The 13645-nt window shown below is 42.2% G+C and carries 13 protein-coding genes, 1 other RNA gene and 2 pseudogenes; 13 read left to right on the forward strand and 3 right to left on the reverse strand.

Annotated features, from left to right (window positions below):
- From Q0200_RS03455 to Q0200_RS03475, 5 genes and pseudogenes are all read left to right on the forward strand, one after another.
- Positions 1 to 373 (forward strand): annotated as a pseudogene (locus Q0200_RS03455) (flagellar hook-basal body complex protein); the annotation flags it as partial.
- 73 nt (positions 374 to 446) lie between these two features.
- Complete coding sequence (locus Q0200_RS03460) at positions 447 to 725, forward strand: BrnT family toxin (protein WP_297937770.1); 279 nt, start codon at positions 447 to 449, stop codon at positions 723 to 725.
- Positions 722 to 934 carry a CopG family antitoxin gene (locus Q0200_RS03465; protein ID WP_297937773.1) on the forward strand — a complete coding sequence of 71 codons (213 nt, stop codon included), beginning with the start codon at positions 722 to 724 and terminating at the stop codon, positions 932 to 934. The genes Q0200_RS03460 and Q0200_RS03465 overlap by 4 nt, the downstream gene beginning before the upstream one ends.
- 83 nt (positions 935 to 1017) lie before the next feature.
- Positions 1018 to 1638 (forward strand): FAD-dependent thymidylate synthase, encoded by a 621-nt coding sequence (gene thyX / locus Q0200_RS03470; RefSeq protein WP_122873030.1) that lies wholly within the window; start codon positions 1018 to 1020, stop codon positions 1636 to 1638.
- Between the two features lie 95 nt (positions 1639 to 1733).
- The gene (locus tag Q0200_RS03475) at positions 1734 to 2750 is read left to right on the forward strand and encodes a hypothetical protein (protein ID WP_297937777.1); all 1017 of its coding nucleotides are present in this window, start codon (positions 1734 to 1736) and stop codon (positions 2748 to 2750) included.
- Between the two features lie 93 nt (positions 2751 to 2843).
- On the opposite strand, the gene ruvC is transcribed toward Q0200_RS03475, so the two are convergent.
- Positions 2844 to 3317, reverse strand: a complete 474-nt coding sequence (gene ruvC, locus Q0200_RS03480; RefSeq protein ID WP_002952622.1) for a crossover junction endodeoxyribonuclease RuvC — start codon at positions 3315 to 3317, stop codon at positions 2844 to 2846.
- A 113-nt stretch (positions 3318 to 3430) separates the two neighbouring features.
- Between ruvC and dnaA the strand changes: the two genes are divergently transcribed.
- The 6 genes and pseudogenes from dnaA (at position 3431) to Q0200_RS03510 (ending at position 11609) form a co-directional block, all read left to right on the forward strand.
- Entirely contained in the window at positions 3431 to 4741 is a 1311-nt protein-coding gene (dnaA, locus tag Q0200_RS03485; RefSeq protein WP_297937780.1) for a chromosomal replication initiator protein DnaA, read from the forward strand.
- 138 nt (positions 4742 to 4879) lie between these two features.
- Complete coding sequence (gene dnaN / locus Q0200_RS03490; protein WP_297937783.1) at positions 4880 to 5947, forward strand: DNA polymerase III subunit beta; 1068 nt, start codon at positions 4880 to 4882, stop codon at positions 5945 to 5947.
- Positions 5948 to 5964: 17 nt separating this feature from the next.
- Entirely contained in the window at positions 5965 to 8274 is a 2310-nt protein-coding gene (gyrB, locus tag Q0200_RS03495) for a DNA topoisomerase (ATP-hydrolyzing) subunit B (RefSeq protein ID WP_297937787.1), read from the forward strand.
- Positions 8275 to 9666: an EAL domain-containing protein gene (locus Q0200_RS03500; RefSeq protein WP_297937790.1), complete on the forward strand. Its 1392-nt coding sequence runs from the start codon at positions 8275 to 8277 to the stop codon at positions 9664 to 9666. It begins immediately after the preceding gene.
- A gap of 9 nt (positions 9667 to 9675) precedes the next feature.
- Positions 9676 to 10074: pseudogene (gene queF, locus Q0200_RS03505) on the forward strand (preQ(1) synthase); the annotation flags it as partial.
- Between the two features lie 305 nt (positions 10075 to 10379).
- Positions 10380 to 11609 (forward strand): HD domain-containing protein, encoded by a 1230-nt coding sequence (locus Q0200_RS03510; protein ID WP_297937792.1) that lies wholly within the window; start codon positions 10380 to 10382, stop codon positions 11607 to 11609.
- A 5-nt stretch (positions 11610 to 11614) separates the two neighbouring features.
- On the opposite strand, the gene ffs is transcribed toward Q0200_RS03510, so the two are convergent.
- Positions 11615 to 11712, reverse strand: an RNA gene (ffs, locus tag Q0200_RS03515) — signal recognition particle sRNA small type.
- A gap of 53 nt (positions 11713 to 11765) precedes the next feature.
- Here ffs and Q0200_RS03520 point away from each other — a divergent pair.
- Positions 11766 to 12200: a hypothetical protein gene (locus Q0200_RS03520; RefSeq protein WP_004321731.1), complete on the forward strand. Its 435-nt coding sequence runs from the start codon at positions 11766 to 11768 to the stop codon at positions 12198 to 12200.
- A gap of 75 nt (positions 12201 to 12275) precedes the next feature.
- Entirely contained in the window at positions 12276 to 12905 is a 630-nt protein-coding gene (locus Q0200_RS03525; protein WP_297937796.1) for a DUF5625 family protein, read from the forward strand.
- A gap of 38 nt (positions 12906 to 12943) precedes the next feature.
- On the opposite strand, the gene Q0200_RS03530 is transcribed toward Q0200_RS03525, so the two are convergent.
- Entirely contained in the window at positions 12944 to 13630 is a 687-nt protein-coding gene (locus Q0200_RS03530) for an anaerobic ribonucleoside-triphosphate reductase activating protein (RefSeq protein ID WP_297937799.1), read from the reverse strand.
- Between the last annotated feature and the right edge of the window lie 15 nt (positions 13631 to 13645).

A 13645-nucleotide genomic window follows, 5' to 3' on the forward strand; every position in this document is an offset into this window, starting at 1 on the left:
CCAAGACGGCTACGCTAGTGGCGAGTTAAACGGTATTAGGATAGATCAAAGCGGAACGCTAGTAGGATAATTAACGAACGGCAGAAGCCTAGGACTAGCGCAAGTGGGCGTAGCTAAATTTGCAAACAATCAAGGCCTAGCCGGCGAAGGCGGAAACCTCTTCTCACGCACGGCAAACTCCGGCGATCCTATCATCGGCGCGGCTCAAACTGCCGGACGCGGCAAGATCTCAGCCTCAAGCCTTGAGATGAGTAACGTCGATCTATCTCGCTCGCTAACTCAGCTCATCGTCGTACAGCGCGGCTTCCAAGCTAACTCAAAGACGATCACCACGAGCGACGAGATGCTAAACACGTTGCTTCAGTTAAAATAAATTTACCTCATCGGCTCTCTTTTTGAGAGCCGAATTTATCTTTTTATAATTATTCTATCATTATAATCGCATTATGAATTACGAATGGAATTTGATCAAAGAACGGCTAAATGTCGCAAAGCACGGGGTTGATTTTGAAGAAGCTAAAAGCGTATTTGCCGATGAATTTGCGTTAGTGCTTTTTGACGAAGATCATTCAAACGATGAAGAAAGATTTTTAATTTTAGGCATGAGTCAAAAGGAGAGAATTTTGCTCGTCGTACATTGTTACCGCGAAAACGATACGATCAGAATAATCTCCTCAAGAAAAGCAACGAAAAACGAAGCCAAACAATACAAGGAGCGAAAATGAAAAAAGAATACGACTTCTCAAAAGCGATAAAAAATCCGTATGTAGACAAGCAGTTAAAAAAGCAAATTTCGATGAATATAAATGCCGACACGATAGAATATTTTAAAAATATGGCAAATAAAAAAGGCGTACCGTACCAAACGCTCATCAATATTTTTTTAACCGACTGCATGAATAGAAAACTCGACATCGCAATCGTACAAGGGTAAATTTGTCCAACTATTGGCTATAAAATCAAATTTTTATCGATTTTTAGCTAAATTTAGAGCTAAATTTAATCAAAAGAGACTAAATGCAAGTAACGCTTCTAAATTACACCCCGCTAAATATCTGCTCGCACGCGATCCGCACATGCTGGCAAAGCTTCGAAAAAGGCGATAACGGCGGCGAAAAAGACGTTGAGCTCATCGAGCGCGTCGGCAATAAATTTAAACACGCCAGCACGCTAGAGCACCTCTCCTACAACTTCTACATCCAGGGCATCTCGCGCGCCCTGCTACAAGAACTAGCCCGTCACCGCGTGGCGAGCCTCAGCGTCAAATCAACGCGCTATACGCTAAAAGAACTAAAAAAAGAGGCTAAATTTGAGCTTGGCGACTTTGAGCGGGCGGCGAGATTTATTGTATTAACCGGCGACGAAACGGTCGATAACGCAAGCATCAAAGCGCTAGAAAATTTGCGCGAAATCCTTGCAAACACGACAAAAAGCCTCGACATCGTCAAATACTGCCTACCTGAGTGCTACAAAACCGAGCTCACGTGGAGCGTAAACGCGCGCAGTTTACAAAATTTCCTCTCGCTTCGCAGCTCAAAATCAGCTCTTTGGGAGATCAGAAACCTATCGCTAAAGCTTTACGAGTCGCTGCCGCAGGAGCATAAATTTATCTTTGAGGATCACGTAAATCAGGAATAATAGAGCGCTTTGTGTTACCTACAAGCTACAAGCAAATGCCGTGTGTAAATTTTACGTGTTTTTGAAAAATTTAAGGCAAAATCAGGAGCGATAAAATGGGGCTATTTGATATTTTTAAAAAGGATAAATTTGACATCGACGTGCGCTCGGACGGCGTTTTTATAAACGGCGTAAACTGCGGGTTTGATCTAGCTAAATTTAATGAAGCCTTGGGCCAGCCGCGCGTGATCGATGACGGTGAGGGCAAAAGCCGCTATTTTTGGGATGAGGCGGGGATTTTCGCCTTCGTGCGCACAGTAGAGCTCGCAGAACCGAGGCTTTCCGAGATAAATTTGATGCTTGAGGTCGCAAAGGGCGTGCAGCACGAGGTTCCGCGCAAGCTCTACGGCGGCGCGTTCACGCTAGAAGGCAGACCGCCGCTTGAGGCCGTGCCAGAGCAGGAGCTGCGCAGCGCATATATATTTTTGGAGCTTAGCTTGGGCAAATTTGAAGTCTCGCTAGCTCTCGCCGAGACCGTGCAACAAAAAATCGACGAAATGGACTTCGCCGAGCGCTTCGCTAAGCACGACACCGACGAGATCGCAGACATCGTGCGAGCTGCGAAAATGCCGATAGGACGCGTCTGCATAAATCAAAAAGAGAAAAAGGTAAAGCCGAGGCCGAGCGATAAATTTAAGCTTCCACGCGTGGCGGGCGAGACGCTAGCGTTTAAAAATTTCAATTTCAAAATCGCCGTGATGAACGAGCTGATGTATGAAAAAGCCCTGCTACAGCCCAAATTTGACGTGTTTGAGTACTGCGAGGAGCGCGGCATCGATCCCTACGCGGACTTCGGCGCGCTGCCGCAAGCCAAAAAGTGGTTCAAGGACTATCCGGTCCCCGCAAATTTGGCGGAGCAAGTGAGCGAACTATATCTTGACGGCGGAAACGAAATTTATCTGCAAATCGCGCCTGATTGGGACGGCGAGGACGAGCTTTTCGACATTAAAAACATTGACGCCGCCGAGCTTGCACAATTCAAAAATCTTAAAAAAATCGAAACGACTGGCATCGGTATATCCAAAAAGGCGCGAAAAGTCTGCGCAGATGCTGGGATCGAGGTAGTTGATTGAGCGCGGAGATAAATTTTCAAGCCATCAAATTTTGCTCTAAAAATAGCAAAATTTGAAGTCAAATTTTGCTAAATAACAAACAAAAATTTGAGCTTATCTTAAGCGTAAATTATTCGCATGCGTTAGCGCGATAGCGATGGCATCGGTGATGTCAAGCGGCTTGATCTCCTTCGTGATACCGAGAATTTTTTTAACCATAAAGGCTACTTGCTCTTTGTCGGCCTTGGCTTTGCCCGTAACCGTTTTTTTAACCTGAAGCGGCGTGTACTCGGCAAAATCGCCGTGAAGTTGCAAAATTTTAAGACTGAGCGCCCCTCGAAACTGCGCGAGCTTTAAAACCGTTTTTGGATTATAAGCGAAAAATATGTCCTCGATCGCTACTTCGTCAAATTTGTGATTTTTAAAAATCAGGTCAAGTCCCTCGCAAAGTTCGGTGATTTGATACTGCAAAGAATTCGGTTTTATTTTGATTAGTCCCGCCTCTATCAAAACAGTTTTCACAGGCGTCTTTTCGACGATCGCATAGCCGCAATTTCGCGATCCCGGATCGATTCCTAAAATTTTCATCTCGTCCTTTTCAACGGTTTTTCACGCTTTTTTCACGGCGTGAAAAACGAATTTCAACGCCATTTTAACAAATTTAAGATAAAATCTAGCGAATCAATCTTAAAGGCAAAAATTTGGTCGCAAACGAGGTTTTGGAGTTACTTTCCAAAGAAATTTTACCGTCAGAATTTGAATGCTATATCAAGCAGCTTAAATTTAACGAAAAAAGCTCAAATTCGACAAACATTGTATTTAACGCGCCAAACGAGATTATCGCCAAATTTATCCAGACCAAATACGCCTCCAAAATCGCTCATCTTTTTGAAGTAAAAACCGGACAAAAACCCGTAATCAACGTCCAAGCCGCGACCAAAACACAAAGCAAACCGGCTAAAAAAGTGGACGTAAAAGAGATAAAAGCGCAAAGCAGCCTGCTAAATCCAAGCTACACGTTTGAAAATTTCGTCGTCGGCGACTCGAATCAATTTGCATTTCTAAGCGCGAAAGCCGTATCCGAGCAGCTGGGTAAAATTTACAATCCGCTTTTTATCTACGGCCCGACGGGACTTGGCAAAACTCACCTTTTGCAATCGGTCGGAAATTTTTGCCTAAACGGCGGCAAAATGGTCATTTGCGTAACAAGCGAGCAGTTTATAACGGATTTTACCTATAACCTCAACAACCACTCTATGGAGCGATTTCGCGAAAAGTACCGAAACTGCGACGTTTTACTCATTGACGACGTACAGTTTTTAGGAAAAACCGATAAAATCCAAGAGGAATTTTTCCACACATTTAACGAGCTTCACGCTAAAAACGGCCAGATTGTGATGACCTCGGACCGCCAACCAAAACTCCTAAAAGGCTTTGAAGATAGGCTACGAACGCGTTTTGAGTGGGGTATCATCGCCGATATCACGCCGCCTGAGCTCGATACTAAAATCGCAATAATCAAGAAAAAATGCGAATTTGATAAAATTTACCTCGACAAAGACGTCATAAACTACATCGCTACAAATATGGGCGATAACATCCGAGAAATCGAAAGTGCGATAATAAATTTAAACGCTTACGCAAGGCTCATGAGACAAGAAATCACGCTAGAATTTGCCAAAAATATCCTGCGCGATCAGATAAAAGAAAAGCGCGAAAATATAAATCTAGAAAATATCGTTGAAATCGTAAGCAAAGAGCTAAACGTCAAACCAAGCGAGATGAAAAGCAAATCACGCTCAAAAAATATCGTCGAAGCTAGGCGCATCGTGATATATCTGGCTAAAAATTTGACGCCAAACTCGATGCCGCAGATTGCGCAATTTTTCAACATGAAAGATCACTCTGCAGTAAGCCATAGCATAAAAAAAATAAACGAGCTAATCGAAACGAATGAGTATTTCAAAGTTCGCGTCGAAGAACTAAAGAATAAAATTTTAACCAAAGAGTAAAAACGTGAATAAAAGTGAAAAAATAAGCAGTTTTTTTAACGCTGCAAATTCCCTATTTAAAGCAAATAAAAGCAGTTTTAAACTTTTCACGCCCCCTACTAATGCTACTAAAAGAAATTTAAAAACAAAAGGAAAAAAATGAAAGTCGCGATTAATAAAAACGCTTTAGAAAGCATCGTAACAAATAGCAATTCTTACCTAGAGAGAAAAGACCTAAGCGCTATAACTTCGCATATATTTATCGGAGCTAAAGACGGTATCTTAAACATAAAAGCAACCGACCACGAGATCGGATTAGCCTATAAGCTCTCAAATGTAAAAATCATGGACGAAGGAAATGCTACTGCTAACGGTAAAAAGCTGCTTGATATCATAAGAAGCCTAAAAGACGAAGAAATTACTCTGGAAACTGTAAATAACTATCTCTACATAAAACAAAAAAACTCAAAATATAAACTTCCGATGTATAAATTTGAAGATTTTCCAAATTTCCCGACGATAGAAAATAAAAATAAATTTGAAGTCGACGCCGTAATGCTTGGACGAAGTTTAAAGAAAATTTTTACAAGCATCGACAATAACAACCCTAAATTTGAGCTAAACGGTGCTCTTATTGACATTAAGCAAAACTATATAAATATCGTCGGTACCGACACCAAAAGGCTTAGCGTATTTAGATTTGAAACGCCGACTCAAAGCGAATTTTCTTTGATAATCCCGAAAAAAGCTATTAGCGAGATACAAAAGCTATTTTTTGATAAGATCGAAATTTACTACGACGATACGACTCTGATCGCTCAAAGCGCAAATTTCGAGTTTTTTACAAAACTGATAAACGGCAGATTCCCTGACTACAACAGAGTAATCCCACAAGAGATAAAGAAAAGACTAAGACTAAGCAGAGATAAGATGATAGAAGGCATCAAAACCGTTTCGATAATCTCTGAAAGCATGAAAATCGTATTTGCGCCTCAAACCATAAGTTTTGAAAGTATAGTCGAAGATAACTCTGAGGCTAAAACCACTATAGATTTTGCAACCGGACTAGAAGAAGAAATCTACGTCGGCGTGAAAAATAGATACTTGCTTGATTTCTTACAGAGCATCGAAGAGGAACATTTCGAATTTGGATTTAACGACTCGAATTTAGCCTTTACGGTGAGCTCAAACGAGCTAAAAACGGTAATCATGCCGATAAATTTATAAAATAATAAAGGTAAATAATGCAGCAAAATTACGGCGCGGAAAATATTAAAGTTTTAAAGGGTCTCGAAGCCGTTAGAAAACGCCCCGGCATGTACATCGGCGATACCAACATAAGCGGCCTACATCACATGATCTACGAGGTCGTCGATAACTCCATAGACGAGGCGATGGCGGGCTACTGCGATACGATAGACGTAGAACTAACGCGCGAAGGCTCTGCTATCATCACCGATAACGGACGCGGTATACCGGTAGGTATGCACCCTACGGAGAAAATTTCAGCCGCAACTGTCGTTTTAACCGTACTTCACGCAGGCGGTAAATTTGACAAAGATACTTATAAGGTCTCAGGCGGTCTGCACGGCGTAGGCGTTAGCGTAGTAAACGCGCTTTCTAAAAAATTGGTCGTAAATATCAAACGCGACGGTAAACTACACAGACAAGAGTTTTCAAAGGGTATCCCGCAAAGCGATCTTGAGATCATAAAAACTACGAATAGAACGGGAACTCAGGTTGAGTTTTGGCCGGATGACAGCATTTTTGAGGTTACGGAATTTAACGATGAAATTTTAACTAAACGTTTTCGCGAGCTAGCCTATCTAAACCCGAAAATAACTATAAATTTTAAAGATCAAAGAAACGGTAGAAGCGAGAGCTTTCACTACGAGGGCGGACTTGAGAGTTTCGTAACTGATTTAAATAAAAACGAAGCCATAAGTAAAGCGGTATCCTTTAGCGGCGGTGAAGAGGACGTTTTGGTTGATTTTGCGCTGATGTACAATGATACTTACAGCGAAAATTTACTAAGCTTTGTAAATAACATTAAAACCCCTGACGGCGGTACGCACGAGGCTGGATTTCGCGCGGGTTTAACTCGCGTGATAACAAACTATATCTCTGCAAACGCCGCAGCCCGCGAAAAAGACACGAAAATCACGGGCGAAGATATCCGCGAAGGCCTCATCGCAGTTATCAGCGTCAAAGTACCGGAACCGCAGTTTGAAGGCCAAACGAAAGGAAAACTAGGCTCAAGCTACGTAAAACCGATCGTTCAAAAGATGGTTTTTGAAGTACTTAGCAAGTATTTTGAAGAAAACCCGATCGAAGCTCGCGCGATAATGGAAAAAGCGCTAATGGCGGCGCGCGGACGCGAAGCTGCCAAAAAGGCTCGCGATCTAACTCGTAAAAAAGAGGGTCTAAGCATAGGAACGCTACCGGGCAAACTAGCCGACTGTCAAAGTAAAGATCCTACCATTAGCGAACTTTATCTGGTGGAGGGCGACTCCGCAGGCGGTTCGGCTAAACAAGGACGCGATAGAGTGTTTCAGGCGATTTTGCCGCTAAAAGGTAAAATTTTAAATGTCGAAAAATCGCGTTTAGATAAAATTTTAAAATCCGACGAAATAAAAAATATGATAACTGCGTTAGGTTGCGGTATCGGCGATGAATTTGATGCCGAGAGACTACGCTACCACAAGATCATAATCATGACCGATGCCGACGTCGACGGTAGCCATATTCAGACGCTACTTTTGACGTTTTTCTTTAGATTTTTACACAAAGTCGTGGAAAACGGTCATATATATCTAGCTCAGCCTCCTCTTTACCGCTATAAAAAGGGTAAAAAAGAGATTTATCTAAAAGATGAAAGAGCTCTGAATGAATTTCTAATAGAAAACGGCATCGAAGGAGTCGAGTTTGAAGGTATCGGAAACGCAGACCTTATAGACTTTTTAAAGATAGTAGCGGCTTATAGAAGCGTGTTAAAAGAGCTTGAAAAGCGATTTAGCGTGATTTCCGCGGTTAGATATATGATCGAAAAACCTGATATCGTTTCAAAAAGTTACGGCGAAATTTATGAAATTTTGAAAAATTATTTAGAAGCTCAGGGGCACAATATCCTAAACTCCTACGTCAGCGACGAAGAAGCGCGAATTTACGTGCAAACAGAAAGCGGCCTGGAAGAGCTTTTGGTAAACGAAAATTTGTTTACAAATCCGCTTTACGAGGAAGCGCTTTATATCAGTCAAAAGATAAAAGAGCGCGGCATCGAGCTAAAAGGCGACGTGATAGACGTACTGGACGAGATAGAGAAAAATGCCAAAAAAGGCGCTTACATACAGCGCTATAAAGGCCTTGGTGAGATGAATCCCGAGCAGCTGTGGGAAACGACGATGAATCCTGAAAACCGCCGTTTGCTAAAAATAAACATAAACGATGTAGTAAGCGCTTCGGATACGTTTAATCTATTCATGGGCGACGAGGTCGAACCTCGAAGAAACTATATACAAGAGCACGCAAAAGACGTGAAACATTTGGACGTATAAATGCTAAAATCAGAGCTAAAAGAACGATCAAATAGGTTTAAAACCGCGCTCGAGGTATCCTCGATATTTATTTTCAGCGTTATTATTTTGATCTATATTTTCGTTAAAAAAGACGATATAAATTTTGACGCCGACGATGTTATTTTGATCACCATTTTGGTTCTATGTCAAGTTTATTTCACGGCCTATAAAATTTACCAGAGCTTTCAAACAAGCGTGCTTGATCAAGTAACAAAAGCCTATAATAGAGATGAAATTTTAAGACTCTTATCAAAGCAGGCTTCTAAATTTAAAGGCAAAAGCGGCGGCAATATGCTAATGCTAAAGATAGAAAATTTAAACGATATAAACGAGCGTTACAGCTTTGTTAGCACCGATATTTTGCTCAAACGACTAGTCGAGCGGCTAGAGAAATTTTTAAACGAAAAAGTGTCTAAAAACACGCTTATCGGTAGATATTCAAACGAGTATTTTCTGATCTTTTGCGAGAGTAAAAGTACCGAGCTAATCCATCTTTTAAATGTTTTTGAAAAGAGCATTTTAAGCGACGGAATATACAATATAGAGCTAAAGATCAAATTTGACGCTATCGACATAAATCACTCCGCAAGCCTCAAAAACTCGGTCTCATATCTCATCCAAAAGCTAAACGAGAGCGATAACGAGGATAAAGTAGATATCACCGACGATCTTGAAAAAGACGTCTGTAACTGCATCGATATGCAAAGATTTATCTTTCAAACTCAGCTCGTTAAAAGCCTTCGTTTCGGGCAAAATTTTAAAAATATCATCGTAAAAGTCTATACCGATAAACAAGGGCTCGTCTCAAAAGCAAAGGTGCAAAATATCGCGAACAAAAATGGCTATGAGGTGCTTTTTGACATAAACGTTATCAAAAAGCTATCCGAGCTTAAATTTAAAGACGAAGATCCGATCGTGATCGAAATTTCGTCGGTTTCGATTAGAAATTTAAAATTTACGAATTTTATAAAAGAGTTCGTACAGCTAGGTAAAATCGATCCAAACCGCGTTATTTTCGAGTTTAGCGAGAAGCTAGTGTATGACGAGATAAATAGATTTAGAGAGATTTTGACGGAGTATAAAAACCTAGGTTTTCGTTTTGCGCTTAATAAATTCGGCGGCAATAATGCGAGCTTTGAATATTTTAAATATTTGCCGATAGATTTTGTTATTTACGACATCGAATTTAACAAAAATATCAAAAACGACAAATTTAAAACTCTGTTTGAAAATCTAAATTTGACCGCGAAAAGAGTAGGTGTAAAATCCATCGTGAGATTTGTGGAGGACGACGAGTTTTACAACATCGCGGAGCGCTATCAGACCGACTTCGCGCAGGGCTTTTTCATAGAAAAGCCAAAAGAAATTTAAAGGAAAAAAATGCAAGAAAATGAGGTCGTAGAACCAAAATACGGCGAGAAAATAATAAGCGAATTTGACGTAGAAAAAGACCTGGAAATTTGGGAAAACAAGCACGAACGCGACTATAAGATCAAGATCACGTTACCGGAGTTTTGCTGCCTATGCCCGCGCTCGGGATATCCAGACTTTGCGACGATATATCTTGAGTACGTGCCGGCTAAATTCGTCGTCGAGCTAAAAGCGATCAAACTTTATATCAATAGCTTCATGACGCGCAACATCAGCCACGAAGATAGCATAAACGAAATTTACGACGTTTTAGAGCGAAAGCTAGCACCAAAATGGATGAAAATCACGGGCGACTTTAACCCGCGCGGCAACGTCCATACGGTGATTGAAATTTGCTCGGACGAGATAATCAAAAAAACGCAAGAACAAAGCTTTGAAGCGCCGAAATTTGAAAAATTTACACGAGATAGCGACCGAAGTTTTGGTATAGGCGGCTACGGCGGACGCGAGTCTAAATTTAGCAAAGACGGTTCTCGCTCAAAAAGCTTCGGCGTCGATAAAAAAAGCGCAAAAACCGGCGATAGAAAACCTCGCGCGAGTAAAGATAAATTTGATGATAAACCGCGAAGGGCTGGTAGTAAAGATGGTTTTAAAAAGCCTGAATTTGCCGGCGAAAAGCGCGCTCGCGTCGTGAAAAAATCATCGGAAGATAAATGATAAGCGCACAGCTGATCGAACACATCTTTAAGGCCGCGTCCATCTCGCGCTGGAACGACTATCCGAAGATGACGAATTTAGTCGAGCTTGATAAGCAGGCGCATAAATTTATCATCGCGTATTTTATCGCAAAGCTCGAGCATAATGCCGATATGAACTATATCATCGAGGCGGGTATTTTCGAGTTTCTCGCGCGCGTCGTGGTTACGGATATACGCCCCGATGTGTTTCATCAGATGCAAAAAACCAAAAACGAGCAAATAAACGCCTGGGTGTTAACGATCCTAGAAGGGCTCGTAAAAGACGTCGAGGGCGGTAAATTTTTAGAGCGGATGCGCCGCTATCTCACGCACAAAGACAAGGCTCACGCCAAAGAGCGCCTGATCCTAAAGGCCGCTAGCTACCTCGCGACGCGCTGGGAGTTTTCGATCGTTTATCAAACGAGTAAATTTTTAAGCGACATAGACGAGCTAAAAGCGCGTGTGGAGGAGGAGCTAGAGGATTATTACGAGCTAATAGGCGTACGCAAAATCGTGATGAATCAAAAGCTAGCCAAGCTAGTCGATCTAGCCGGCAGACTGCGCTTTCAAAAGCGCTGGGCGCAGACGCCTCGCATCCCTGAAACGACGGTTTTAGGTCACATGTTAGTCGTGGCGATTTTGAGTTATTTTTACTCGCTTGAGGTTAAGGCCTGCAAATCAAGGCTAGAAAATAACTTCTTTTGCGCGCTCTTTCACGATCTGCCAGAGTCGCTAACGCGCGATATCATTAGCCCCGTAAAATACGGTATCGAAGGGCTAAACGAGATAATCAGCGAATACGAAATGCGCCTGATAGACGAGAAAATTTTGCCTTTCGTGCCTGAAAATTTTAGAGACGAGTTTAGTTATATCCTCGGTATCCGTATGGAAGGCGGCAAATTTATCAAAAACGAGTTTGAAAATAGAATTTGTGAGAAAAAGCCTCTACATCACGAGGGAACGATGGAGAACGTAAACGAGGATAAATTTAACGCCATCGACGGCAAAGCGCTTAAAATTTGCGATAAACTCGCGGCGTTTTTCGAGGCGGGGATCTCGATCAGCTACGGTGTGAAGTCAAACGAACTAACCGAAGGCTTTAATAATATGGATAAATTTTTTCAGAAAAATCAGAGCTTGGACGGAGTGAATTTTTTAAAAGTTTGCGATGATTTTAAGGAGCATTTTTCGCTTTTACAGGTTTAAAAAACCCTCTCTCAGATGACTGCGGCACACGCCTAGCCTAAGTGCTCTGCTGTGTTCCCACCCTGAAGCGGTGCCTAGAAGAGACATTGCACAGGTCTAAGAAAGGGCAAGAGCGATTTTACTCAAATTTTACTTAAATATATTTTAGGCGGCAGCATGGGATTTGATATAAAATGTAAATTTTTGTCGTTGTTTAGGGAGTTTTTGGTCTATCACCACCGCTCGCTGGAGTTTCGCGCGAAGATATTTGCGGCTATCATCTCGGCAAAACTCAATCCCGAAGAGGACGATTTTGCAAATTTATACGATATCTCGAGCGAAATTTACGGCGGCGACGAGAACCGTAAACGCGTACTTATCGAAACCACCAGAGAGTATGTCTCCCGTATCAAACGCAAAGACCCGATGACGCTTGATAGCTTGCTCTTAGCGATCGATCAGGCTATCAGAGCAAACAAAAACTATGCGCTAAAGATCGACTTTGAGCACCTACGCAGACTCATCGACGCCGACGAATACGAAGGCCTCGTGCAGCAGCGCGTGTATGATTTCTTGCTATATGAGGTAAAAACCTACGCGCCAAACAGATAAAACGTCAAATTTGAAGGTTAAATTTTACCTATTTTTGCTGCTTTTTTGCGGCGTTTTTTGTTATGGATTTGATTTTTGGGAGGCGATACGCTTGATGACGGCATTTATAAAGAGGTCGATATGCCTGAGGCCGGCAGCGCGACCGATATAAATTTCAGCGTCAAAAAGGCCGGTATCTACGAGGTAAGTTTCATCTACGCGCGAGATCCGCAAAAGCAAAAAGAGGAAGAAAAGCTCAGCGAGGAGGTCTTCCCGGGATACGGCAGCGACGAGTTTACGAAGTGGTTTTGCGAGAAGTTTACAGCCGCTAAGCTAGCCGGCTACTACGGTTATACGACGCAAGGCGTCCCTGAGCCAATTGGCACGAGTGGAGAGGAAAAAGCGGCCTGTACGGGCGAAAAAATATTGCTAAAAGTTATGCTCAAATCTCTACAAAACCGCAAAATAAACTACGTAAAAGGCGGTGAGGTAAACGATCTAAAACAAAATTTAAGCACCCTAACCGAAACCTTTGATCTGTCAAAATACGGCGCGGCTTCATGGTACAGCGCGCCAAACGGAGGCTTTGCTCACGATGAAGTTTTGCTCCGCGCTGAGCTCGAAAAAGGCGAATATAGCGTAAAAGTGCAGGCTCTAAGCGACGCGCCTGAGCTAAAAAAGATTGTGACGTTTATTAAAATCAGCAAATATCACAACTGGAAATAAAAATTTACCGTTTTGCAAGTCAAATTTGACTAAAAATATTAAAAATTTCTAAGCCCTATTTTCAAATTTGAACGGATCAAATTTGGATCAAATTTAGCCTTTGCTTGCGCTAAATTTCCAAAATTTTCGCCCGTGTCGAGGAAATTTTGCAGATAATAAACGCCTCTGTATCCGTGCTCGTACAAAATCTCGCTCATCGCCGAGATATCGTCCTCGCCCAGCAAGTCCGCGTGCACCGTCGTTCTAATCTCAAATTTAAAGCCGTTTTGTAGTAAAAACTCAAGCGTTTGCAAGAAATTTTTATATAAATTTAAGCCGGTAACCTTTAGAAATTTCTCCTTCGGCGCTTTAAAATCAAGCGCGATATAGTCGATCAAATTTAGCGAGATAGCCTGTCCAAGCGCGGTCAAATTTGAGCCGTTGGTATCTACTTTGAGCGAAAATCCGCGAGACTTTACCTCGTTAGCTAGCGGTAAAAACGCTGGGCTAAGCGTGCATTCGCCGCCGCTAAAAACCACGCCGCTAAGCTTGCCTTTGCGCTTGTCTAAAAATTTGATAAACTCGGCGCAGCTGATCTGTCCAGCGCCTGTGACGATAGGGACGTTGTAGCAGTAGGCGCAGCGCATGTTACAGCCCGCAAACCACGCTATACAGGCGGTTTTGTCGGGGTAGTCTAGGGTCGTAAAGGGGGTGAGCGAGTAAAGCGGAAAATCAGCGTCTTTCACGTTTTACTCGCAGGA

Origin of the sequence: uncultured Campylobacter sp. (assembly GCF_938045225.1) — a bacterium.
Classification (GTDB): Bacteria; Campylobacterota; Campylobacteria; order Campylobacterales; family Campylobacteraceae; genus Campylobacter_A.

What these genes read in the sequence shown, in the direction of transcription:
- Q0200_RS03460 (WP_297937770.1), top strand. Translation starts at nt 447, where the DNA reads ATGAATTACGAATGGAATTTGATCAAAGAACGGCTAAATGTCGCAAAG.
- Q0200_RS03465 (WP_297937773.1), top strand. Translation starts at nt 722, where the DNA reads ATGAAAAAAGAATACGACTTCTCAAAAGCGATAAAAAATCCGTATGTA.
- thyX (WP_122873030.1), top strand. Translation starts at nt 1,018, where the DNA reads ATGCAAGTAACGCTTCTAAATTACACCCCGCTAAATATCTGCTCGCAC.
- Q0200_RS03475 (WP_297937777.1), top strand. Translation starts at nt 1,734, where the DNA reads ATGGGGCTATTTGATATTTTTAAAAAGGATAAATTTGACATCGACGTG.
- ruvC (WP_002952622.1), bottom strand. Translation starts at nt 3,317, where the DNA reads ATGAAAATTTTAGGAATCGATCCGGGATCGCGAAATTGCGGCTATGCG.
- dnaN (WP_297937783.1), top strand. Translation starts at nt 4,880, where the DNA reads ATGAAAGTCGCGATTAATAAAAACGCTTTAGAAAGCATCGTAACAAAT.
- gyrB (WP_297937787.1), top strand. Translation starts at nt 5,965, where the DNA reads ATGCAGCAAAATTACGGCGCGGAAAATATTAAAGTTTTAAAGGGTCTC.
- Q0200_RS03500 (WP_297937790.1), top strand. Translation starts at nt 8,275, where the DNA reads ATGCTAAAATCAGAGCTAAAAGAACGATCAAATAGGTTTAAAACCGCG.
- Q0200_RS03510 (WP_297937792.1), top strand. Translation starts at nt 10,380, where the DNA reads ATGATAAGCGCACAGCTGATCGAACACATCTTTAAGGCCGCGTCCATC.
- Q0200_RS03520 (WP_004321731.1), top strand. Translation starts at nt 11,766, where the DNA reads ATGGGATTTGATATAAAATGTAAATTTTTGTCGTTGTTTAGGGAGTTT.